Annotated in this window: 19 protein-coding genes; 5 read left to right on the top strand and 14 right to left on the bottom strand. The window is 45.6% G+C overall.

Annotated features, from left to right (window positions below; genetic code table 11):
• Positions 1 to 18: 18 nt before the first annotated feature.
• From AC27N8_RS27525 to AC27N8_RS27500, 6 genes are all read right to left on the bottom strand, one after another.
• Positions 19 to 1,500 carry a radical SAM protein gene (locus AC27N8_RS27525; protein ID WP_487071450.1) on the bottom strand — a complete coding sequence of 494 codons (1,482 nt, stop codon included), beginning with the start codon at positions 1,498 to 1,500 and terminating at the stop codon, positions 19 to 21.
• 222 nt (positions 1,501 to 1,722) lie between these two features.
• A complete protein-coding gene (locus AC27N8_RS27520) occupies positions 1,723 to 4,362 on the bottom strand; it encodes a tetratricopeptide repeat protein (protein ID WP_487071448.1) in 2,640 nt (879 codons plus the stop codon).
• Between the two features lie 6 nt (positions 4,363 to 4,368).
• Entirely contained in the window at positions 4,369 to 5,946 is a 1,578-nt protein-coding gene (locus tag AC27N8_RS27515; RefSeq protein WP_487071446.1) for an NB-ARC domain-containing protein, read from the bottom strand.
• Between the two features lie 4 nt (positions 5,947 to 5,950).
• Complete coding sequence (locus AC27N8_RS27510) at positions 5,951 to 6,937, bottom strand: SIR2 family protein (protein WP_487071444.1); 987 nt, start codon at positions 6,935 to 6,937, stop codon at positions 5,951 to 5,953.
• A gap of 180 nt (positions 6,938 to 7,117) precedes the next feature.
• The gene (locus AC27N8_RS27505) at positions 7,118 to 8,695 is read right to left on the bottom strand and encodes a phosphorylase family protein (protein WP_487071442.1); all 1,578 of its coding nucleotides are present in this window, start codon (positions 8,693 to 8,695) and stop codon (positions 7,118 to 7,120) included.
• Positions 8,696 to 8,829: 134 nt separating this feature from the next.
• The gene (locus AC27N8_RS27500) at positions 8,830 to 9,615 is read right to left on the bottom strand and encodes an SDR family NAD(P)-dependent oxidoreductase (RefSeq protein ID WP_487071440.1); all 786 of its coding nucleotides are present in this window, start codon (positions 9,613 to 9,615) and stop codon (positions 8,830 to 8,832) included.
• Positions 9,616 to 9,910: 295 nt separating this feature from the next.
• Here AC27N8_RS27500 and ilvD point away from each other — a divergent pair, with 295 nt between their 5' ends.
• Positions 9,911 to 11,605, top strand: coding sequence for a dihydroxy-acid dehydratase (gene ilvD, locus AC27N8_RS27495; RefSeq protein WP_487071438.1), 1,695 nt, complete (start codon positions 9,911 to 9,913; stop codon positions 11,603 to 11,605).
• Positions 11,606 to 11,758: 153 nt separating this feature from the next.
• On the opposite strand, the gene AC27N8_RS27490 is transcribed toward ilvD, so the two are convergent.
• The 3 genes from AC27N8_RS27490 to AC27N8_RS27480 all read right to left on the bottom strand — a co-directional run bounded on the left by AC27N8_RS27490 (position 11,759) and on the right by AC27N8_RS27480 (position 13,597).
• Positions 11,759 to 12,787 carry a CPBP family intramembrane glutamic endopeptidase gene (locus AC27N8_RS27490; RefSeq protein WP_487071436.1) on the bottom strand — a complete coding sequence of 343 codons (1,029 nt, stop codon included), beginning with the start codon at positions 12,785 to 12,787 and terminating at the stop codon, positions 11,759 to 11,761.
• Positions 12,788 to 13,112: 325 nt separating this feature from the next.
• Complete coding sequence (locus tag AC27N8_RS27485) at positions 13,113 to 13,271, bottom strand: hypothetical protein (protein ID WP_487071434.1); 159 nt, start codon at positions 13,269 to 13,271, stop codon at positions 13,113 to 13,115.
• A 125-nt stretch (positions 13,272 to 13,396) separates the two neighbouring features.
• The gene (locus AC27N8_RS27480) at positions 13,397 to 13,597 is read right to left on the bottom strand and encodes a hypothetical protein (protein WP_487071432.1); all 201 of its coding nucleotides are present in this window, start codon (positions 13,595 to 13,597) and stop codon (positions 13,397 to 13,399) included.
• Between the two features lie 243 nt (positions 13,598 to 13,840).
• On the opposite strand from AC27N8_RS27480, the gene AC27N8_RS27475 reads away from it, so the two are divergent.
• The gene (locus AC27N8_RS27475; RefSeq protein WP_487071430.1) at positions 13,841 to 14,332 is read left to right on the top strand and encodes a beta-class carbonic anhydrase; all 492 of its coding nucleotides are present in this window, start codon (positions 13,841 to 13,843) and stop codon (positions 14,330 to 14,332) included.
• Between the two features lie 146 nt (positions 14,333 to 14,478).
• On the top strand, positions 14,479 to 14,655 hold the full coding sequence (locus AC27N8_RS27470) for a hypothetical protein (protein WP_487064165.1): 177 nt from the start codon (positions 14,479 to 14,481) through the stop codon (positions 14,653 to 14,655).
• Positions 14,656 to 14,788: 133 nt separating this feature from the next.
• Here AC27N8_RS27470 and lysS read toward each other — a convergent pair whose 3' ends face one another.
• From lysS to AC27N8_RS27445, 5 genes are all read right to left on the bottom strand, one after another.
• Positions 14,789 to 16,480, bottom strand: a complete 1,692-nt coding sequence (lysS, locus tag AC27N8_RS27465; RefSeq protein ID WP_487071428.1) for a lysine--tRNA ligase — start codon at positions 16,478 to 16,480, stop codon at positions 14,789 to 14,791.
• Between the two features lie 332 nt (positions 16,481 to 16,812).
• Positions 16,813 to 17,742 (bottom strand): hypothetical protein, encoded by a 930-nt coding sequence (locus tag AC27N8_RS27460; protein WP_487071426.1) that lies wholly within the window; start codon positions 17,740 to 17,742, stop codon positions 16,813 to 16,815.
• 116 nt (positions 17,743 to 17,858) lie between these two features.
• Positions 17,859 to 18,938 carry an N-acetyltransferase DgcN family protein gene (locus tag AC27N8_RS27455; protein ID WP_487071424.1) on the bottom strand — a complete coding sequence of 360 codons (1,080 nt, stop codon included), beginning with the start codon at positions 18,936 to 18,938 and terminating at the stop codon, positions 17,859 to 17,861.
• 394 nt (positions 18,939 to 19,332) lie between these two features.
• Positions 19,333 to 20,559 (bottom strand): FAD-dependent monooxygenase, encoded by a 1,227-nt coding sequence (locus AC27N8_RS27450; protein WP_487071422.1) that lies wholly within the window; start codon positions 20,557 to 20,559, stop codon positions 19,333 to 19,335.
• A 19-nt stretch (positions 20,560 to 20,578) separates the two neighbouring features.
• Positions 20,579 to 21,202: a TetR/AcrR family transcriptional regulator gene (locus tag AC27N8_RS27445; RefSeq protein WP_487071420.1), complete on the bottom strand. Its 624-nt coding sequence runs from the start codon at positions 21,200 to 21,202 to the stop codon at positions 20,579 to 20,581.
• A 357-nt stretch (positions 21,203 to 21,559) separates the two neighbouring features.
• Here AC27N8_RS27445 and AC27N8_RS27440 point away from each other — a divergent pair, with 357 nt between their 5' ends.
• Together AC27N8_RS27440 and AC27N8_RS27435 are read left to right on the top strand one after the other, a co-directional pair.
• The gene (locus AC27N8_RS27440) at positions 21,560 to 22,069 is read left to right on the top strand and encodes a DUF4365 domain-containing protein (protein ID WP_487071418.1); all 510 of its coding nucleotides are present in this window, start codon (positions 21,560 to 21,562) and stop codon (positions 22,067 to 22,069) included.
• The gene (locus tag AC27N8_RS27435; protein ID WP_487071416.1) at positions 22,066 to 23,181 is read left to right on the top strand and encodes a hypothetical protein; all 1,116 of its coding nucleotides are present in this window, start codon (positions 22,066 to 22,068) and stop codon (positions 23,179 to 23,181) included. Before AC27N8_RS27440 ends, AC27N8_RS27435 begins: the two co-directional genes overlap by 4 nt.
• Positions 23,182 to 23,206: the final 25 nt, after the last annotated feature.

The following is a 23,206-nucleotide window of genomic DNA, read 5'->3' as shown; positions in this document are numbered from 1 at the left end:
ATATCTGGATATTTATCACTACCAGACAACAGGTGTTGCATATCGGAGCAAGCGTAACGCTTCTAAACGCAGCGCCTCAGGGAAGAGTGCTTTATAAATACCACAGTTCGGCGACTTGACATCATTGCGACCAGTCATGCGATAAGTTAAAAGTGGACAACCGCCAGTGCACCAATGACGCCATTCACAGGAGCGACAGCCCTCTTTCTGCTCAACTGATAAAGCCTGAACACCATTTTTATCGGCGCGAATAACTTGCAAAGGATCAGGCACATCAATAGTGGTAACTGTGCGTTTAATATCAGCATGACACTTCGCCACCTGTCCATGCTGATCAATCACCATATAGTTGCGCCCGACACCGCATGTATGTTGAGACGGACCACGCATACTGGCTTTATCGATAAGCGAATCTATGAGGCGTCTCTGAGGAAGATGCTGCTCAATCACCTGAAAGGCTTGCCGCATCGCCTCAATCATCTGCAACTCTGCAAATTGCAAATCGTGTAGATGAGTCGAACACTCATTATCTCTGTAATAGCTAAAAGTAAAAGAGAGATCACGCTCCAATAGATAGTGTGTCAGGTCGCGCAAACCATCCAGATTACGCTGCGAGACAGTCACATTGATATGAGGACGTAGGTCACTGGCCAGCAAGCGTGCAATCGTACGGTCGACATATTCAAATGAGCCTCTGCCACTCATAAAGGGACGCTGCTTATCATGAGATGCGCCAATGCCATCCAGAGAGATCATCATGCCAATGTGACGCTGCTTAAGCTGGTCAATCGATTTCTGTGGCAGGACAACACCGTTGCTCATGATATAAGCATACAAAAGGATATCATGTTGTAGGGCCAGCCGCGTGGCATAATCATGCGCAGCCAGCACAGCAGGCAGTTGTAAACTGGCCTCGCCGCCTGAGTACTTGAGTTGCACATGCTTGAAGCCATGCCTCCTAGCTGAACGGAAGATAGCATCGATAGCACGACGAGTCGTATCGTCAGCCATATGTTCAGACGTTTTACCCAGATAACAATAAGGACAGCGCAAGGTGCAATCATTCGTGATATGCAACCAGGCAGATAACGCCTCTTCTTGATCCGCAACAGGCAAGAGAAGAGGCTGTTTAATATCTTCAAGCAGTCCTAGCTGAAAAAAAAGCGCCACAGCACCTTCGACCGCAGCAGTTGAAGACGTATCGATATACTGCAGCGCTTCATCGATAGTTTGTGGCTCCCGAAAAAGATCCAGCAGCATGCGTGCCTGGATGTCTACCACAACAGCCATGCCACTACCAATAGCATGACAAACAAGCCAGTGTGTGTCATCGCAAGCTTGAAAATAAAGCTCTGGAACCTGTCGCAATGTGTACATATGGATAGCTTGTAAATTACTTCCTCGCTGAGACAACAAGTTATCTTTATCAAACACATACCTACTACAATCATTGCTGTAGGCAGATTGAGAGGAAGAGTCACAATCAAACCAAATTTTCATGATTATTACCTTAGGAATGAGACACAGTGCTACATTGAACATTCTCTGGATAAAGTCCTCTATATTTCACCAACAAGCATTACAGTGACTGAAATCCCCATGCAGAGACATGCTATGAAGCCCTTTTTGCCCAAGAGACAAAAAGCTTCACAGAAAGCAATATTATGATTGTGACCCGGCCGCTTTATCGGACCTGGCAACTTTCTTCAAGCAGTAAAATTTTTAGAGGGAATCAGCCACCTCTTGACATGCACGGACAAAATCTGGATACGCCTCAACCATATTCTGTTCGCGCCAGTAAGCAATCAGTGAGGTAATTATCGAATGAAGATGCTCTGTTGGCACGCCGACAAGCTGGTCAGTCAATTTACGCCGTGCCTTACTATACTCCAGAGCATTACGCTGTGACATGGAATAACAATATTTCTTATAATGAGCAAAAGCATCCTCATAGCATCCAGCAGCATAATCTCTATCTGCCTGGAACTCTGCCGCATGGCCCAATAAGTGAAAGTAATTCCACTGCTGAGAAATATCGTCCGCCTCTTGTAAAAGTACTTGTGCTCGCGACGCTTGCTGTATCGATGTCAACGATTCCGCAAGATCGACTAAACTCTCTACGCGTTGATAATCATCATGAACCTGCCTGGCAAGAGTGACAGCTTGCTCAAAAAAAGGAATCGCCTCAGCATAGTGTCCTTGTATAGCAAGAATACGCCCTTGTTTATTCAAACTATTAATATGAGCCTCAGCATTAATAGTAATAGAAGCCTCCTGAGCTCGCTCAAACCACTGTTGTGCTTCTTGCCAATCTCTTCTTGCCATGGCCACCTGACCAAAACGATTCATCGTCGAAGCGATAGATTTTCTATCCCGTGCACGGGTATAAATGTCAGATGCACGTTTAAACGCTTCTTCAGCTTCCTCAATATTATCCATATCAAGATAAATCTGACCAATCGTGCTATAGGTCAGGCCGACGGGAACTTCTCCAATCGTTCCAGTTCTATACAAATCGTGTCGGATACGCAAGGCAATTTTGCATCGTAGCAAAGCCTCGTCCAGTTTACCCTGGAGCCTATAGACATAGCCACTATTATTCAGCATATTCGCGGTCTCACGATGATTCTCGTTGCGCTTGTGAATCGCAATACTCTCTTCGTAATAGCGCACGGCTGTATCAAATTGTCCACGGCGTCGGTATACGTAACCGAGACGACCCAGGCGAGTAGCAATAGCTGACTCATCTTGTTGTGCTTGTTCAATTTTCAGACATGCCTCAAAATAGTTGATAGCCTCCAAAAAAAGGCTCAAAGCAAGATAGCAGCTACCTTTTCCATCCAAAATTTTCAAACGGTTCTCATGATTCCATTGAGCATCGGCGTCTCGCTCCAATTCCTGATAGATACTCAATGCTTCAGCAGGATTATCTTCCGCCTGCAAGAGTGTGCCATAATACATACGCAAGAGATTACGCTGATCTACAGACATCCTATCGTCAAATTGCTGAGCTTGTTGGAGAAAGATGCGTGCAAAAGGGCTTTGCCAGCGATAGATGGCACGATTAAAGTGCTCCTCGAAATAATCAAGGCCATCAGCCACATCGAGAAACAAACGATGAAACAAGACTTCCAAACGATAATTTTGCTGCATTTGTTGAGACGGTTCAATACGCATACGATAGTTATAATACTCAATGACTTTACGGCTAATGGCAGCACGATAGCGCATATCGTTATCATGAAGAGGCCAGCAGTAACGATTCACCAGACGTCTCATCTCATCGTGTAACACAAAATCGTTGCCTGATCCAGGACGGCGCACAAAAGATAATGTAGGTAAGCTGGAGACCATAGCGTCAAATTGCCCATCTTGAACCAGCTGTCTCAGGTGTGCTTCCCGCAAGATCCAGTTCAGGATATCCTGATTAAAGCGATGATAGGCGTGTGCCATAAACAGAACAATCCAGTTTAATGGGTGTTCCAGATTATTGATCTGCATTACGAGATGGGGTTCAAAATCAGGTTGCGGGACCCTCGCCAACTCATCTAAGGTCGCAACATGTTTATTCACCACATCGGTCATCAGACCTATCAAGATTGGCCGCCCCTGCGTTCGTTCATACAGGGCACCGGTTTGAGTACCATATGTATCTATATCATAGACCGATTCAGCCGCAATATATTCAATCATCTCTGTCTGGCTAAAAGGTGAAAGAGCAACAGTTCTCACCTCTTGTTCACGCCCTCTCCAGTTAGGATGATCCCAATCTATTGCGTTCCGGCCGGCAATAACCGCATACATATGTTGAAAGTGGTAGGAATCAGGAAAGCGTTGAGAAAAGCGAAGGGCCGCAACGATAGGATTTTGTTCTATCAACTCATAGGTATCATAAAACACCAGTAGCGCTTTCTGATCTTGAGCAAGTTGTCGATCTAATTGTTGCAGATCAAGCGTAAAAGCCTTAAAGAGTGCACCACGAGATTCAGTCGCCTCAGCATCCTCTGGCTTATTCACATCGCGGTATTCAGCAATAGCTTCCAGAAAAAAACCCGGAATCCAGAGTGGAAACGCTTCCCGTAATGCTTCAACGATACGCTCTGCCACAACCACGCCATTACGGTCTCCAACATTAAAGAAATCAATAAAAGCAAGCGCCATATCTGGATGTTGGAGCCGAGCCATCTCCTGGCATTTTCTTAAAAGGAGCGTCTTTCCGACACCACCTTTTTTTTCTGGCGCCTCGAGAGCATCATAAAAATAAAGGATATGTGGGGCATGAGGATCATCTAACCATTGTGCAAAAATCTTCTGCTCGGACGTGCGACCAATAAAATGCTCGGACACCTGTAAATTTCTCATGTGCCCCTACCCTTCTGGCTTATAATCAGTACGAATAAGTAAGGAAAGTTCCTCGAAGTCCTCTCCAAGGGCCACCCTAAAGCGCTCATCGGCCGCCAGCCCCTGATATAATTTGGAGGTAATATCTGCCGATTCTTGCTGCATGATCTGCTGGATAGTCTGTTTTAAGATGGACGAGAGATCGTTCATCTCTGAGTCGCTCAACATATGCTCAAACATCAACCGCAGGTTTTTAACACGCTCTACTCCCGATGATACTACAGCCTGATTTTTATAAATGTGAACCAGATGTTGATGCATCAACGACTTTATGTGACTTACACTACCGGCAAACAATTCTGTAAGATCCTTATCTCGTTCAACTTCATTGGCAAACTGCGCAAATGATTCAGGGTACGCCTCAGCAGTATCCTGAATGGCAGTAAACAGGAACTGCTCCAACAGTGTTGCCTTCTCACCACTAGCACCATGATAAAGATATTCGCAGAGATAACGTATTCTATCCGCTCCCGATTCATCGCGAGCCCAATGCCAGTAAATTTGGGCCAGAAAATTATGCGCAGCATAATACCTATCTGGTTGTTCAATCTGAAACTTCAATAAAAAGAGCGTACGCACAGGGGGACTAACAGAATAACCAGCCCCGGCCACACTCCAATTGAGGACTTCAGTGGTTTGAATGATTTGTCGGGGAAGCCCAAAATACTCCAGGCTATTGGCAAGACGTTGTTCGGGGGTAAATTTTTCGATCAGATCCTGCATGATTACAAGATTAAAATGCCTTGGGACCGAGAGCAGTGATAATAGAGCCTGATACCAGTAATATTCTGTAGGATCCACTTTCATCAGGATATGTTGCACCAAGACCTGATCAGTAATCCTGGACATAATAGCTTTTTGATCTTGTTCATTGAGAAGATCTAAGCCACTATTCAGCGCCTGGACCATAACATCCAATACGATAGGATAGCCACGCGACCAGATGAAGAGCAGACGACGAACCTCTGGCTCACTGTGATTACCGACAGCATTTAAATAGGCTTCACAACCAGAAAGGTCAAATGGCTCTAAAGGAAGAGAAGCAAGTTTATTTGCCAATGAACGCTCATGTTCAAAAGAAAGCCTTCTTTTACTCGTCAGAACGAGAAGAATATTGGCAGCATCACTTAACGCTCTTAGCAATGTCTCAAGCCAGCGCTGCTCTTTGAGATTGCTTGTATCAACATCATCAAATAAGATAGCCACGGCCTCTCGTTTAAGTAAGAGATTAACAGCGAAAATAGACCTATCGAGGACATCTATATCACTCTCTTCAAACAATGGCGCCATGCCACCAATCTGTACCTGACGTATAATCTCGCGGGAAATAGTAGAGATCTTTTGGCTTGCATCAATCCAGACACAGCGCAGATTCTCATCCAAGCACCGTTGCTGCACCTTTTTTAAAAAAAAGGTCTTTCCAATTCCCCCGACACCATAAAAGTCAATAATTGGAGTACGTAAAAGACGCTTCTTATCAAGCAAGGCATCAAATGCTCCGTCGATATAATCCAGAGCTACCTCTCTATTTACAAAAGTATCCATTATTTTAAATAGTCTCTCCTCCATCATTATGCTGTATAAATTGACTATGTAAGTATGAGATCTTTTTATGGGCTGCACGAACCTCATCAGATATTTCTCGCAGCAAACTGATGTTGTTATGTATATATCTTAATTCCGTCAGGGTATCACGTACAAGTTGATAGTTATTGGGCATCCCTTCTGACAAATGCCAGTAGAGAGCTTTGAGAGCTTGCCCATAACTTCCCACTTTTCCGGTAATACATTCAATCTCACGTCCATTTCTAGCCTGAAGTACCAGAGGATGCTTAGTAGAAACTTCTTCCTCAGAAATAAGCCAGCAAGTTTTCCCCTCAGGAGGAAATGCACGTAGCATCTCCGCATCCCACACAGGATCAAAACCAACGATAAGCACGTCACGCGTCAAGGTACTCTCCAAGTAGCTTTTTAGCTCAGGAACATGGTCAAGATAGAAATCACGCTTTGTTATATTATACACTCTTGATGACAAATCTCCAAATCCCTTAATTATCCGCGTTGTAAGCCTTTTGCCAGAAAACATAAGTTCATCCAATGCCATACTCTCAGGGATAAAAACGTCGAAATGATGCTCCTTCACGCCGATCTCTTTAAGTGCCTCTTCTAAAAATGCATCGATATTTGTCGATACAATAATGTCAAATAAGTCTTGTTTGATAAATTCAGCCAAGCAGATACTTGCTTCAATAGTCACAGTATCGCTTAGCGCTAACTTTAAGATACTGTCGAGGGTACTAGCATCGAAACGACCTGTTTGCAAGATACGATAACATTCGGCAAATTGGTCGTCACGGGATAGAAGGCTAAAATTTCGGGGGCTATATTGCTCCATTATGTTATAAAAAGTGGCACTTCGAAACAAGTCGCCCGCACGGGAGCCCAGGAAAAGCACCATGCCTTGATTATTTTTGCCATATATCTTCAGCACTTCCGCTAAATCCGTGATCGTTCTTTTTACTATTTTCCCAGGCATATACTATTTGCTTTCCATCAAGGATACTTTTATTCTATGTTCATCTATCATTAAGTATAACTATACATCTAATTTTTAGCAAGATGGAATGTTACATAGCAAAATTATCTTTCACTCTTCTCTTTCACAAGAAGGTAAGCTTACTTGCTTTAGATAAAGAGTAAACAAAAAATCTTCAGCTTAACGAAAACCTCCTTGCTGAATTACATGATATGTGAAACGTGCTGCATTTTGAGCAGCCTCTTTTTGAGATCCGCTTTCACCTTTATGTCCATCCGCCCAATCGCTAATAGCTTTAACAATAAGCCAGCACACATTATGACGTTGAGCAGATTCATAAAAGCCAGTTCCTTCCATTTCACCGCCGATAGCCTCTCCCACACTGCGCAATAACTGATCACGATAACTTTGATTATCAATGAGCTTACCACCTGAGAGCATAAGCCCCAGATGCACAAATGGTACAGAAGGCCATGTTTTAAGGCCAGCTTTAAATCTCTCCAGCAGCCAGATGGGAGCAGAAACACGATCTCCTCGTATGAAGACGGCTGGTGCTCCAGCGCTATCACTTCCAATACGTTGGAAATCATACGGAGCTAATTGACGCGAGACCAGGATATCCCCTAGTTTTTGCTTTGTTTTATCGGTGCCAAAGGCAATACCAACTGCGATTACAGCCCTGGGGGAGAGCGCGGTGATACCTTCATCCACAGTAAAACGAGAGCCTCCAAGCCCATCCGAACCCATTTCAGACTGCACCATAAATATTCTGGCACCACCCACAACGCCAAGATCATAATAAGCTCTCGCACCGATAAAACATAGCCGATGTGGTATAAACTCATTCAGTACAGCCATGGCCTCAATTTCCGTAACGGTGACTAACAATACATCTGCAACTAACTTTTCTTTATCATACTCAGGCTTTTCCCAAATTTTTTCTGCATCCTCACGAAGTAGAGTTGCTCTTTCTAATTGAAGTGGTGCATCAGGCAACAGCCTGAATTCAAGCATTTTGAAAAAAGTTGAGAAAACGCCTGCAGGGCCTGAAATTAACGACGAAGCAGGAATATTTCCACGTGCAGTAATCAACCTGATCACATAATCACGGGAAGAGATATGAGGAATCACATAAAAAACACGGCTCTTTTGGCCGGCGTGAATAATCCTTACAATATCTCTATCGCGTTCAACAGAGCCCACGACAATAATATCATCATTGAGATAATGTCCTAGACTCGCACGTAGCCGCAAAGGATAATCAACCGCATCCAGAAACTGCCTTGGAAGGACTCTCTCTTTGAGGCTACCATGCAATTTTACAATCTGCACAGCGCGAGAAGAATCATTGAGGCTTCTTGCTATATACCCGTCCTGGTCACGGCCAACAATGAGCACCCGAAAGGCTAACCCCATTTCAAACAGAATATCCTCGAGTGTTGAATCGATATTTGTCGTAAGAATAGTTGAGAAATAACCTTCTTTGACAAGATGAGCAAGTGCCCAATATCCTTCATAGTTATTCTGCATACCTACATATTCAGTAAGTAGATTGAAGCAATCATCAGAAGCAAGCCCTATATCTCCAAGATAGCGACTAAACTTTTTCCAACTATTGATTGCACAGATCCGCTTAATAACATCATTAGTCAATGAAATCGCTGAAGTTAAAAGAAGATTATAGCTTGTTGCATCGAATTGCTTCTTCCTTAATTCCAGCGCAGTTACTAGATTATTCAAGGATGACGAAGTTGTCATAGCACATTTCCCAACGCCAAAGAGGTAAAAGCATACAGATAAATCAATGTTGCACCTGTATGAAGCGCTATTAAGATTATAGACGTTGGAATATGTGGTTTAATCAAAATCCTCGAGGATAGCACCCAATCATTTTAAAGAGGCTGCTCACCTTGATCCCAATCGAGAGCCATCTTTGCCACGGTGCCACCATCGACATAGATAATCTGTCCGGTGATAAAAGAGGCGGCGTCGGAGGCCAGAAAGGCGACCATGGGAGCCACGTCTTTGGGCCTACCGACGCGTCCCAGCGGCACCATAGTATTGCCCATGGCGGTGGTATAGTTGGGAATCTCATGATAGCGCGGTACTTCGATCAGACCAGGGCCAACAGCGTTGACGCGGATATGTCGAGGAGCCAGTTCAATCGCCAGCTCGCGTGTAAAAGCGTCGATGGCTCCTTTAGTGGAGGCATAGACCGAGTGCCGAGAGAAGCCTGCTCGACCATGCGTCGATGTGATATTGATAATCGATCCACTCCCGCGCTCTTCCATCGATTTTATCGCCTGCTGAGCACAGAAAAAATATCCCCGGATATTCAAAGCAAAGATAGCATCAAAATCCTCCTCAGTCACATTCTCAAAGGCATTCGTATGTGTGACGCCTGCGTTGTTCACGAGGATATCGATACCTCCAAAGTGATAAATAACTTTATCGACAAGGCGTCGGCAGTCGTCGACGATCCCCAGATTACCGGCAACGACAATCGCTTCACCGGCAAACTGTTCGATGGTTCCTCGCGCCTCATGAGCTCCCGCAGCACTGTTAGCATAATGGAGAGCTACTTTCGCTCCCTGACGCGCCAGCTCGATAGCGATCTCCTGACCAATACCCACGCCAGCTCCTGTGACCAGAGCAACCTGTCCAGACAAAGTACCCATCAGTATATTCTCCTGTTGCTACATCGAGACAAATCAAAAAACTATAAGAAAGTCATGCTATCTTTATGCCAGAAATCTCGTTATTTATCAGTGTACCATCTGTATACACATATCTAATTGAGCAACTAGACATTCGATGCATTCGATACTATACTTGTCGGATACCACTGTCATTGTAACCAGATAGCTCCCATTCGCAAGTGTGAGAGTCACGCTCAAAAAACTAAAAAATGCTTTTGACGTGCAGCTCGATCGAGAACAGATGTGTTCGTATGGAAAGGATCGCATTGTAGCTATGGCAAAAATTAGTGAGAAAACGAAGTTAAACAGCCGCAGCAGTATGATTACTGAAGGGGAGGTGCGCAGCCCCAATCGCGCGATGCTGCGTGCTGTCGGGATGACTGATGAAGACTTCGATAAGCCGTTGATCGGTGTCGCCAGTACCTGGGCCGAGATTACTCCCTGCAACTCTCATATCAATCGCCTGGCGGAAAAGGTGAAAGAGGGTGTACGCGAGAGCGGTGGGATGCCACAGATTTTTGGCACCATCACAGTCAGTGACGGTATCTCGATGGGGACTGAGGGAATGAAGTTCTCTTTGCCGAGCCGTGAGGTGATCGCCGACTCGATCGAGTTAGTCTCAAACGCACAGCGCTTCGACGGCGTCATCGCGCTTGGTGGCTGTGACAAAAATATGCCTGGCTGTTTGATGGCTCTGGCTCGTCTGGATATTCCCAGCATCTTTGTCTACGGCGGAACAATTATGCCAGGCGTCTGCAACGGTCAGGACGTCGATATCGTCAGCGTCTTCGAGGCTGTCGGGCAATATAGTTCGGGTAAGATTGATCAGGAGCAACTACGCAAAGTGGAGGCCAGCGCTATTCCAGGAGCAGGCTCCTGCGGTGGCATGTATACAGCGAATACGATGGCTTCTGCGATTGAAGCCCTGGGTATGAGCCTACCAGGCAGTTCGTCGATGCCAGCAGTGACAGCACGCAAGAGCGAGGATTGCTATAAAGCTGGTCAGGCACTGATCCAGCTGATCGAAAAAGGTATCACGCCCAAGCATATTTTAACCAAAAAAGCCTTTGAAAACGCCATCACCCTCGTCATGGCACTGGGCGGCTCGACCAACGCGGTCCTCCATCTGATCGCGATCGCACGGCAGATCGATGTTCCTCTGACCATCGACGACTTCACGCGCATCGGTGAGCACGTACCCCATCTGGCAGACCTCAAGCCTGGTGGTCGCTACGCGATGTCCGATCTGGATCGCGTCGGCGGCGTGCCAGCTGTCATGCGCCTCCTGCTCAAAGAAGGTTTGCTCCAGGGCGACGCGCTCACAGTCACCGGCAAAACGCTGGCAGAGAATCTTGCAGATCTCCCAGATTTGTCAGAAGGACAGAAAATCGTTGTCTCCTTCGACAAGCCACTCCATCCCTCTGGTCCACTCGTCATCCTACGAGGCAATCTGGCACCAGAAGGAGCCGTCTGCAAAATCGCCGGCCTCAAGACCTTTGTTCATCGTGGACAGGCAAAGGTCTTCAATTCTGAGGATGAAACCTTTGACGCAATCATGAATCATAAGATCACGCATGGTGATGTGGTAGTGATCCGTTATGAAGGTCCAAAGGGAGGTCCTGGTATGCGCGAGATGCTGGCTGTGACTTCGGCACTCGTCGGTCAGGGCTATGGCGAAACGGTTGGCCTGATCACCGATGGTCGTTTCTCAGGCGGCACACATGGTATGGTCGTCGGACATATCTCCCCTGAGGCTCAGGTCGGTGGCCCGATCGCCATCGTGCAAAACGGCGATATGATTACGATTGATGCTGAGAAGAATCTCCTCTCCATCGATCTCAGCGACGATGAAATCGCGACACGCTTACGCGCCTGGCAGGCACCAACACCTCAGTACCACCGAGGAGGCGTGCTGGCCAAATATGCGAAGCTTGTCGCATCAGCCTCTGAAGGTGCAATTACGGAATAAAATCCAATCATCACCTGCTTCCATACGCCATAGATAGGGATCGCGTTAAGATTGCTATTACCAGTTGTAAAGTAGCAGAAAACGCAGGACGAACGTGGCAACCATGCCTGTCACTTCAGGCATGGTTGCCACGTTCGTTACCTCTTGCACAGATCAGACATCGACGCTCTCTGAGCGCGAATCTTCTGGGATACCTGATGGCTGAGGCTGCGGCTGCTTGCGTGGAAGCATGAGATTCCGGCGCGAGGCGCGATAACACAGGTAAAAGCCAAACGCACTAATGAGAATAATGCTGGCCAGACCAGCTTCGGGACCAAAAGTGCCGCCAGACCACGCAGCCGGGCCAGTGAGGGTGGAAGAGAAGATGCCGGGCAGGCCATTATGTCCTGAGACTTGCGCACCGAAGAACGGCCCTTCAAAGTAGTTCCAACCCAGGTGTACACCGATAGCCCACCATAGACTACGCGTCATAATATAGATGATGGCGGAGAGAACACCGCCTGTAATCGCGATCCCCAGAGCACCTATCACCGAGCCATTAGGATTAAGTAGGTGGGCAAATCCAAACAAGGCCGCGCTGACTCCCAGAGCTATCCAGGAACCAAAGGAGCGCTCCAGCCTGCGAAAGATCAGACCACGAAAGATCAGTTCCTCCTGGATCGCACCACCAATCATGATCAGCATCGTGACGGAGGTAGAAATAAAGCCGACAATCAACAACACAAAAAGCACATAGTGGAAGAAGCCAATCTTGGGGCTACGTGCAAAGAGCAGTGTGAGCAGGACCAGCGCAATGGTAAGGAAGATACATTCAAAGATGGCAAATCCATCTGCACCAGTAATGTGGTAGGAGCCAGTAATCGCCAGTACGAGAATGACAAATGTCATCAAAGCACCACCAAGTGTGAAACCGAGCACCGTCTGGCGCAACCACTGTCGACGACCAAATCCCACATCGTCGAGAGAACGATGTTCGAGCTTATGCATCTCCAGCGTAAACACAACCACGATAACGATAGCCGCCAGCGTGTTGAGAACAAGATCGCCTCCAGCACTCTCCTGAAATGAGGTGGGCAGAAGACTCAATAGATTAGTCAACACAAGTACTGGTACCAGAACCAGAATAATTTCAAGCACTAATTGCCCGATGTTGGAAGAAAACACACGGCGTACAAGAGACATAGAGATACCTTTCTATTATGATTGACCTTTAGACTATCCCAGACAACAGGATGGAACGTTTCGCGGTCATCCGCAAAACTCCCAATGCGCCTCAAATTGTTCAAAGCAATGACTAGCCATAGGAAAACCCGCTAATAGTAGTCGCCTTTGCAAGCAAAAAGCTTACACAAAAAAAGACCGGCAACCAATTGTCGATCTAAGCCTTCCAGAAGCAGCAGCCTCCAACCCACAAAAAGGAAGTCCATCAGCTTTGTCTGCATGATGGACTTCCTTTTTTGATGTCTCCGAACTCATGTGATCCCAACCAGGACGTAGTAACTTACAGCTAAGCTTTTCCACCTGGAAGATTACTCATCCCCCAGGCAACAGCCAGGACTGCACCAAAAATTGCCAGAAATCCAAAGGCCGTCTCAGATGTACTGTATACTTTTCCACGCACAGCCGTGACGCCCCCCATAGAATACCCGTGTTTATTCGTATCCATGGCAATGATCTCCTTCTTGAAGCACAGACAACGTCGATCAAAGATTCTGGTATGCTTCTATAGGTATGACGCCATCCAGAATAGACCAAGGTAACTTCTCACAAGAAAAAGAGATCTCGTCGGCTCTAGAAGCGGGCGTAGACGGCGAGGCTATCGGCCAGAGCAATTCTGGTCCAGGACAGATCAAGCTCTGGCACAGGCAACACAGCAGGCCGCCACACACTTGGTCCTGATGGCTGCTCATCAAAAATATGTGCATCTTCACGCGTGACTGGAACATAGATAAAATAATCGTGCATTGGCAACACATCATCACGCACATCCATAGAATCTCCCCTATCTTCGAACGTTTTTGACAGAGATAACACCCTCTCATTATCAGTATGCCATCCAAATATGAAGAGAAGATGAAGAGATTGTCATAAAATCGCAAGGAAACATGCATACATATGACTGGGTTATGAATATGATAAGCAGCAGGAATAACAGATTAGGGATAATTGTTGTTATGCGAAGAACCATCATATGTTAAAGTTCCAACGTTATAGTATTGAGTAAGGAGAATCGGAATGTCAGTAATTGATGAATTTGTACAAGCGAACAATACGTATGCCGCTAACTTCCATAAAGGTGATCTTCCATTGCCACCTGGACGTCACGTCGCGGTACTGGCTTGTATGGACGCTCGCCTTGATCCCGCTCGCATACTGGGATTGGAAGAAGGTGACGCTCATGTCATCCGCAACGCTGGCGGGCGAGCAGCCGACGCGCTTCGTTCTCTGGTTATTTCCGAGCAACTACTGGGAACCAAAACAATTGTGATCATCCATCATACGGACTGTGGAATGCTCACCTTCACCAATGAGGATATTCATCAGAAGATCAAGCAGGAACTGCACGCTGATGCCGATCATATCGCATTCCTGCCATTCAACGATCTTGAGCAGTCAGTGCGCGATGATATTACATTTCTAAAAACATCACCGTTGATACCTGAAAGTATCGAGATTAAAGGCTTCATCTACGATGTCCATAGCGGGCGCCTGCATGAGGTCGCATAATAGATACGTAGTACTCTGTCAACGGTCATCGTACCGATCTCTCATCTGAGATATGCACCTCATGGGGTGAGACGCCCACCGACGTAGCGGCGCGGCTCCGCCGTGCTGTCTGTGACTCGTCCGACCATGCTCCTCATGAGGTTCCATTGCACAATCTTCCCACCGTGGAGCGTCTTGTTGGCGTTGCTTCCATCGGCACGTGGGACGGTGTCGTGCGGGAAGTGACAGCACGGCGGAGCCGCGCCGCTACGTCGGTGGGCGTCTCACCCCACGACTTCACGGATCTGTTTTGGGAACATATCTCCTCTGAGACAGAGGCGTGATGATCTTTGGCAGAGTAGTAGCGTCGTGCCCTCGGGCACGATGTCCCAGTAACTCGTACAAGACTGCAGGATTTCGGCGAACCACGCCAGGGTGCCTGATCATACGTCGAGTAGGACATCGTGCCCGAGAGGCTTACTTTGTTGCCAGTTGATGATCTTTCTTTTCGCTCTCGTCGTCGGCAGAAGGGGTCAACAACTGCCTGGCTCTCTCCAGGCCAATGGAGAGCAGTAGCGTGGGGATACGTGGTCCCGTGTCTTTGCCACAAATGAGTGTATAGAGTGCGACAAAGAATGAGCGTTGCGCCTGTTTTAGCTCATCATTGGGAGGAGTATCGACATCCAGGCCGCGCACAATCTTGGGAATGCTATACATCAACGAGGAGAGTGCACTGAGATTCCAGGAGCTATCCAATTGACTGGCGAGCAGACGTACTCCAGCTTGATCCATAGGCGAAAACTGCTCAAAGGCGATCTGATCAAAGCTGGTGCCGATCTGGGTACGCTCGTCATCGGGTAGATAGTTGTTGACCCAATTCAGGGCACAGGTAAAGCGCGGCTCAAGCTCGGCACGCAGCGTGGATGAGTCTTCTGAACCAACATCGGGCAGCGTCTGCGAGATAATACGTAGCACTTGCTCCTCGTTGGCCTGCGTGACGTCGATCACGGAGGTCAGCAATGGAAATGGAACGGCCTTATGCGTGTAGATAATCTCTTCGCTTGTCGTCTTCGTGGCACGCTCAAACAACTTCTGACTGACCTCGCTGGCAGCCCCTTTGTTAATCTGACGCACCAGAGCATCCCATTCTTCATAGAGTCGCAGGAGTCCCTGACCGTAATCGATCTCAAACGCCTGATTGTTGGCACGGCGTGCATAGAGCCAGCGTAAGATAGCTGGTTCAATGATCTCGAGTGCCGAGGCAACCGTTGCGTTCGTGCCAACCGAGCTGGAGATCTTTGAACGTCCTCCCATGCCCACGAAGGCGTAGCCGATGAACTGCGGCGCTGTCCAGTTGAAAAGCTTCTGGACGATACGCTGTCCGACCGTATAGCTGCTCCCTGGCGATGAATGATCCTCGCCACCGGGCTCAAAGTCGACCTGCTCATAGCTCCAGCGCATCGGCCAGTCAACCTTCCAGACCAGCTTGCCATCGATCTTATCGTTCAGGCTGTAGCCACCCTCATGTCCACAATTATCGCAAGTATAGGTCAGGAAGACATCCTCATCGCGATAAGAGGTCACACGCGTCATATCCTTGTGACAATTTTCGCAATAGACCTTGAAGGGATAATATGCGGCGCGGCGCTCTTCAATAGTATCTTTCTGGCCTTCAAGGTTCTGATACTCGGCAAGAATATCAAAAATGTCGGCGCGTTGTCGCATCGCCACTTTGATCTGTTCAAGATAGTCGCCACGGCGATAGGCCTCTGATTGACGCACATAGCGCGGATGGATACCCAGTCGAGCCAGACCAGCAATAAAATCGGTCATATAGCGCGTCGCATACGAATCGTACTCGCCAAAGGGATCAGGGATATCAGCATAGGGCATCCCAATATAGTTGGCAAACTCGGCCGGAATACCAGCCGGAACCTTGCGCAAGCGATCATAATCGTCCCAGGAATGGATATGGTCAACCTTCCAGCCACGTCCACGCAACTCTTCGGCCACCAGATGGACCGTCATCGGCTCGCGCAGATTGCCCAGATGAATCGGTCCCGATGGACTAATGCCCGACGCACACACAATAGTAGCGTCCGCACCCTTACGTTGCCGCACACTCGCTTCCACACGATCAGCGACCTTTGTAACCCAATCAGCTTTCATATTTCAAATGTCTCCAAATTATACGTTCGCGTCATCAGAGCGATACCGCGGCAATGTATATCGATAGATACTGAACATCTACCCCACCTGACAGACTCACTCAGAGCCAGAGGCATGATTACTTTATATCTTGATGCCCATTTTAGCAGTTTAGCACACAGTAGTCTTCACAAAAGGGCATAAATTACTAGAAGAGAGATTGCAGGTCTATTCAATGGCATAGACAGTCTGAACACATGTCTGTTAATTATACCTCAGGGAATCAAGCATCCACGCCAAACAGTCTCTATATGCCTGAATAAGCTTGACATTAATCACATTTGCATCTTTAATTAGAATGGGGCAAGCGTTGCTACGCTCCACCTCTTTTCAAAATCATTTTCAATCAGTTTTCCAAAGGGCGTATACTCACCTTTAGCATTCTTGATAAGCACTTCTAATTGTGGAAGGATCTGAGAATCTTGTCCATGGAAATAAAAGCCCACAGTGGCTTGATTGTCACAGATAAAGATTTGCATTGCTGGCATTGTAGAGTGAAGCCTTAATTCAAGATTTTCTAAAGATAATGTTTTAAAAGGTTTTGCAATAATTGTAGAGGTCAGCTTAGAGGTATGACCTAATTGTTCTCTCTCTTGATGAAGATCTATTAATCGCTGTTTTGCTACAGGTGATTTTGGATCAAGCAAAAGAATGCGCAAAGGAATTCTATGTAAATTGGCCTGTTCGAATGCTTTTTCAAACTCTCTAAGTTGATAAAAAATCGTGGTATCAGAGATATAGACACGCTCTTTGCTCCTAGCGATGCGATTTCGTAGTTCTCCATAATTAAGATGCGGTACAACAGCCATTATTCCCATATCCTGGATAGTAACAGCATCTTGTAATATGCTTTTTAGGGTAGATTGCTCTATAGAACCAGGAATTTCTTTTATATGTTCAGCGAGTATATTTTCAAAATCAGGTAGAAGGGATATCTTCATTTTTTTTAATAATCGCTCCTCATTTGCATCCTGGTCTGCCTGATGGATTGGCCCAAAGAAAAAATAGCCAAAGAGCAATGTAACAGGGACAGGCAAAATATTAGGATAGATATTTAATAAAAACTGCTCTCCTTTTCCTAACCATGTGTATGAATCACCTCCTCCAACTATATAAATAACCAGAACTACGGCACTGAAAATAAAAAAGAGGCTCAGCAGGATGAGAAAAAGGAGCTTACGGTACAATTCTATTGATTTATTTTCTGATTGCCTATTTGTCATAACATACCTCCTGCGAATGCTCCAAGCATTTCTTTTTTGTACTTCAGAGGTTTTAATATAGTAACAACATTTTTTGTAACCTATTCATAAGCTACAAAAAATGTTGTTACCACTCATCAACTGTCGCACTCAGAAACGATAACAGAAGAACCAAAATGCTGATTCAGCGCTTTAATTAACTTCCCCGGTCCAAACCGCAGTATATCTGTCGTAGGCAAACCAGTTTCATCCTCTATTTTTTTTACTTCACGAAGAGCCTCACCCTCTGACAGATGATATGTTAAGAGTGAGATACCAACAACTTTACTATTATGCTGTGGGTGAAGCCAGTTCACTGCCTCTTCGTTCATAGCAATCATACGAGAAAGTATAGGAAATGGACAATTATCATATCCTTTAATAGTAGTAGTAGCAGCCTTATAACAAAAAATCATTGCATCTGGAAGTGCGCCATGCATCAGACCAAGGGTGACAGAAGAATAGCCAGGATGATTAAGTGCGCCTTGCCCTTCCACAAAAACCCAATCATGTTTGAAAGTGAAATCAAGCACTATTGCCTCAACCATTCCAGCAACAAAGTCACTAATAATATGATCTACAGGCAAGCCATTCCCTGAAATCATGATGCCAGTCTGACCTGTTGCGACAAATTCACTATTGAAACCTTGTCGCTGTACTTCCCGATTAATTTCTAGCATAGTAGTCATTTTTCCTGTTGAACAATCAGAGCCAACTGAAAGAACGACATGGCTACCAGATCGATGAGGAGCATAGCTAGAAACAGCTTTGTGATTATGGGAAAGCCGTACATCCCAAAGCGTAACACCTTGTTTTTGGGCTGCCATTTGTAATTCCTCATCTTCAGAAAAAAAAGTATGCAGACCATTAATAATATCTAGCTTATTTTCAATAGCAGTTAAAATTTGCCAACGCCATTTATGTGGAAGACTACCACCTCTAGGAGCAGCTCCAATAAGAAGAGTATCTGGTTGATGATCGAGAGCTTCATTAATGTTACTCACGACTGGAATACCTTTGCCAAGATCTACTCCAAGCGCATGAGCGACATCCTGACCTGCTCTTTTGCTATCGATAACTGCAACTACTTCATCGCTACTATAACGAAGCACTCCTGTTGCTGTTTTACTAGCATCTACTTGGAAGCATCCTTCTGCGAGAATAGCAAGTTTTCTCATTATGTTATTCGCCTTTCAAAGCTATCTTACCAGCTCTAATAAAGATAACGCTCAAGAAATAATTTGATCAAATTCCTTGCTACTTCTAATATTAATATTAATATTTTATTTTATTAAATAATTTCAGATGAGATGTGCAAGAGATAGCCATCAAGTACTCATCAAACTCTTAATATATACCCATTACATATCTCATACAGCATCACAAAAGACCCCAAGTCGGCTGGATGACTTAAGGCCCCTAAGAAGCGTCGATATAGTTTTTAAGACAAGCTACTTAGCCAGGTAAACGCTCTATGATCGCTTGGACAAACTCCTCTTTACCTGCCTGCCCATTATATCTCGTACTCAAGCATCTACTGAGGGCAGCATCTCAGTAGGCTCTAATGTATCATCAAGAATGGACTTCAGAGGTTTCTCGGGAGGTTTGATGCTCCTGAGTGTAGTTCTCCAATTTGATGTCTGTAGCAAAGTGATCCATCAACTTCATCAGGCCTTTAAACAGAATCGCTACCGAGAACATTCGATTTCGTAGGTAGAGTCCCAGGCGGGTTGATGGAGCCAATAAGCGGCCAGCGTTTACCTTGCGGGCGACCTTCGCGTAATTGCGGAACTTAGCCTCGTATTGTGCATACGCCTTTTTGTAATCGCCGTTGGCCCAGAGTAGTTCACCAGCAAGTACGTAGGCACCGACAATGGCAAGCCCGGTACCGAATCCACCCAGAGCATTTCCATAAGCAGCATCTCCTAAAAGGGCGACGCGTCCGTTGGCGTAGTGGTCAATTGTCACACGGCTGATCGAGTCGAGATAAAATTCTTTCGCGCTTGGAATCTGTTCCAGTAACTCCGGGATTTTCCAGCCGCCATCGCGATAGGCATCTATCAGTAGCCTCTTTTGCTGCTCGACATCAGCACGCTCGTAATTGAGTGGCTCAGATGCGAATACGAAAAACGCCGGGGCTTTCAGGCCACCGACCGCTGCCATACGGCCTGGCTCGTTGTACATCAAATCTTCACGACTGACTTCGCTGTTGGTATCCGCCAGGGCGTAATAATGACCCAAATACTGAACATAATCCGACTCGGGTCCGAAAGCCTGGCTGCGGACGTTTGAATGGATACCGTCGGCACCTATCACCAGGTCGAACACACGCGATGCCGCATGCTGGAAGGTTACTTCAACACCACTGCTGGTCTCGGTAAGCGAAGTAATTGAGTCGCCGAATATGTATTCGCAGGTCGCGGCGGTGCGTTCATAAAGCAAGTGAGCCAGATCGCCGCGAACAATCTCAATCTCTCCGCCACTAAATTCACCCGGTACAACAGCGATCTGACGACCATCAGCATTGACAACGACCCCATCGCCCCCTCCGACGACTCGTCTTTGTCGGACATCATCAAGTATGCCCATCCGGCTTAGTACTGTCAGATGGGTCTCGCCTTTGAAATCGATGGCCTGGCCACCAGCACGCACTTCATGCGCCTTTTCAACGATTGTCACATCGAAACCGTATTTATGCAGCCAAAATGCTAGCGCGGGACCAGCAATGCTGGCACCAGAAATGAGAACTCTCGTATTTTTTAATTGGTTACTTTTTTGGCTTACTGCATTTTGATCCATGTGCTGTATTCCTTTTAAATTAAAGATTTGACTTTTTATAGGGGTTGCGAACTGCTAGATCCATAAGTGCGCGGAAATGGCTATCCAGATCACTGAAGACGGCCTCGGCAGCGAGTGTCAGTTCGTCGGCAACGGTTATAGGGGACGTATTGGCTACTACGCTCTGGCCAATACAGTCACTAATCATTTGAAAGACCGAGATGAGCGCAGACGCATGAGCGCATATAACAGCCGGATGAATAGTAGGGCACGTTTCAGTGATGGCGGCAGCAACGGTTGCAACCTGCTGATCGCGAGCCTCTAAAGCAAACCTACGAATACTGGAGCTTGTAATGCACAGCACGGGGTACTGGCCGCGTACTTCATCAAGATCAGCGTGACGGTACCGCTCGATATCCTCGCGTGCCAGGGTATGCAGAACTGTAGCAGGGCTTGTTCCGTCTGGCCGATTGAGAATAACCTGTTGGTAACGCTTACGGATCTCTTCAGCCCGATCAAGCACAAGATCTTGCTTTGACGGAAAATAGTTATAGACCGTTTGATCTGAGACTTCTACTGCCTGTGCGACGTCGGCAATTGAGACCTGATCATAACCGTGGACAGCGAACAGGCGCGCCGCGGTATCAGCAATATGTTGGCGCATCTGCGCCTTTTTGTGTTGTCGTAATCCTATATTTTTCATTTCAAAATTATAGTAACACAAATATTTGTGTGCGTCAAATATTTTACTCGGTAAAATTGGCAGTTAGTATTCAGTTCATAATCAATATCGACGCTTTTATTCTAACAGTCACATAGAATTCAGCATTCCTTATCTGCCTTATCTGTTCAAAAAGGGCTACCGCGAATAAGTTTTTTATAGCACAGAGCATTACTTACATATCAAATCGCCAAAAACATTTTAATAAAACCAACACAGATCGTCTTATATTACGTATGTAATTATTCCTCGCTAGGTTTTTTAGGAGTTACTGCCATCAACACATCATCTGTTTCAGGTATGACTGAACAGCACAAAGAAGAGTCTTTAAGCGAAGCATATATTTACACGATTGCAGCAAGGGCAGGCGCAATTGTGGCAAAGCCTAATCATGATTACGGGATTGATGGATCGTTTCATGGAGTGTATATAATAGGAGGAAAAAGAATAGAGAATGGACGCATAATACAATATCAGCTTAAAGCATCTACAAAATGCGCTCTTAGAGATGATGGGCTTATTTACTCTATCACAGCTGATGCATATAACCGTTTGGTGACGATAAAACAAGTTACCAAAGTTCCATTGCTCTTGTTAGTACTACATCTCCCTAAAGATTCTAACGACTGGATTGAGATTAGTGAAGAATATCTTATACTTCGCAAATGTTGTTACTGGATACTATGGAAAGAGGTAGTACCAACTCCCAATACGTCATCAAAAAAAGTATATATTCCACGAAGTCAGCGTTTTACTCCTGATGCGCTTGACAATTTATTTGAAAAGATGGATAAAGGAATTTTGTTATGATTATGCTTGACAAACAAATAATACAAGACATAAAAATTGAAGATATAGTAGCTTATTTGCATCTCATCGGTTGGAAGCAAATTAGTTATCCAACCAATCAAATATCCATGTCCAATGGAATGACAGATGACACCGGAAAACTTATCAGGATTCTACTTCCTCTAACCCAAGCTTCTCAAGGTGAGCAAACACAAGTAGCTATAGCACTCAATATAATAGCAGCACTTGAACAAGTTGATCTACAAGATATTCTTAAGAAAATACATGCCATAAGTAGAGATACAATAAATATGAGAATGTTACTCCCCCCAACAATACTTCCATCCCTTGACCTCGCATCTCATCTTGTTCAGAGTTGGCGAAACTTGGTCATCTATGCAGCGTGCATGGAAAGAGATCAAAAACGCTATTTTGCTCATCCATTTAAAGAGGGCAAGCAACAAGCACAACATTTCCAATTCGGCCATACATTCTACGGAAGCTTTGGATTGGTACTAGAATCCACCCTTGAAGTGCCAATGCTTGATCCAACAGATATTGCTGCTACTCCATTAGAAAGAAAAGTTGTGGAACGCATTACGAGGGGCTTCTTAGATGCTCATAAAGCCGAAGCGACACAAAATCCATTTGAAATTACTCAAAATTTTGGAACGGGCTTAAACGCGAACATGTGTACTTCTTTAGTTGAGATGTTTAAAGATATAGGCAATTGGGATGTTGAAATTTCAGTATCATGGTCATTACAATTACAGCCATCACAAGATCTAGTTGAAATGCCGCCTATCCGTTTAAATAGAAATATATCTTACTATTTAGAGGAAGCAGCACGCGTATTAGAAGAAGCTTCTCAGTCTTTTGATATCAACGAGGCAGAAAAGATTATCGACGGAGAAGTTACATTATTAAATGCGGAAGATGAGAAACATAAGAGAGTTACGATATCGTCCAGCATATATGGAAAAGTTATTGTTTTTCTCAATTTTGAAGATTATCAAGTGGCCTGTAATGCCCATCGAGACAATAAATTAGTCAGTATTAAAGGTAAGCTTGTGAAAAAGAACAAGCGGCAATGGATGTTGAAAAATCCTCATGATTTTAAATTGGCACAATAAAAGCCTTAAATCCAAAAGATTCAAG

Source organism: Dictyobacter sp. Z7_2 (assembly GCF_057551105.1).
This window is presented reverse-complemented; position numbering and strand designations above follow the sequence as displayed.

Coding starts and splice junctions, on each gene's coding strand:
- AC27N8_RS27525 (WP_487071450.1), bottom strand. CDS start 1,500: ATGAAAATTTGGTTTGATTGTGACTCTTCCTCTCAATCTGCCTACAGC.
- AC27N8_RS27520 (WP_487071448.1), bottom strand. CDS start 4,362: ATGAGAAATTTACAGGTGTCCGAGCATTTTATTGGTCGCACGTCCGAG.
- AC27N8_RS27515 (WP_487071446.1), bottom strand. CDS start 5,946: ATGGATACTTTTGTAAATAGAGAGGTAGCTCTGGATTATATCGACGGA.
- AC27N8_RS27510 (WP_487071444.1), bottom strand. CDS start 6,937: ATGCCTGGGAAAATAGTAAAAAGAACGATCACGGATTTAGCGGAAGTG.
- AC27N8_RS27505 (WP_487071442.1), bottom strand. CDS start 8,695: ATGACAACTTCGTCATCCTTGAATAATCTAGTAACTGCGCTGGAATTA.
- AC27N8_RS27500 (WP_487071440.1), bottom strand. CDS start 9,615: ATGGGTACTTTGTCTGGACAGGTTGCTCTGGTCACAGGAGCTGGCGTG.
- ilvD (WP_487071438.1), top strand. CDS start 9,911: ATGGCAAAAATTAGTGAGAAAACGAAGTTAAACAGCCGCAGCAGTATG.
- AC27N8_RS27490 (WP_487071436.1), bottom strand. CDS start 12,787: ATGTCTCTTGTACGCCGTGTGTTTTCTTCCAACATCGGGCAATTAGTG.
- AC27N8_RS27485 (WP_487071434.1), bottom strand. CDS start 13,271: ATGGATACGAATAAACACGGGTATTCTATGGGGGGCGTCACGGCTGTG.
- AC27N8_RS27480 (WP_487071432.1), bottom strand. CDS start 13,597: ATGGATGTGCGTGATGATGTGTTGCCAATGCACGATTATTTTATCTAT.
- AC27N8_RS27475 (WP_487071430.1), top strand. CDS start 13,841: ATGTCAGTAATTGATGAATTTGTACAAGCGAACAATACGTATGCCGCT.
- lysS (WP_487071428.1), bottom strand. CDS start 16,480: ATGAAAGCTGATTGGGTTACAAAGGTCGCTGATCGTGTGGAAGCGAGT.
- AC27N8_RS27460 (WP_487071426.1), bottom strand. CDS start 17,742: ATGACAAATAGGCAATCAGAAAATAAATCAATAGAATTGTACCGTAAG.
- AC27N8_RS27455 (WP_487071424.1), bottom strand. CDS start 18,938: ATGAGAAAACTTGCTATTCTCGCAGAAGGATGCTTCCAAGTAGATGCT.
- AC27N8_RS27450 (WP_487071422.1), bottom strand. CDS start 20,559: ATGGATCAAAATGCAGTAAGCCAAAAAAGTAACCAATTAAAAAATACG.
- AC27N8_RS27445 (WP_487071420.1), bottom strand. CDS start 21,202: ATGCGCCAACATATTGCTGATACCGCGGCGCGCCTGTTCGCTGTCCAC.
- AC27N8_RS27440 (WP_487071418.1), top strand. CDS start 21,560: ATGACTGAACAGCACAAAGAAGAGTCTTTAAGCGAAGCATATATTTAC.
- AC27N8_RS27435 (WP_487071416.1), top strand. CDS start 22,066: ATGATTATGCTTGACAAACAAATAATACAAGACATAAAAATTGAAGAT.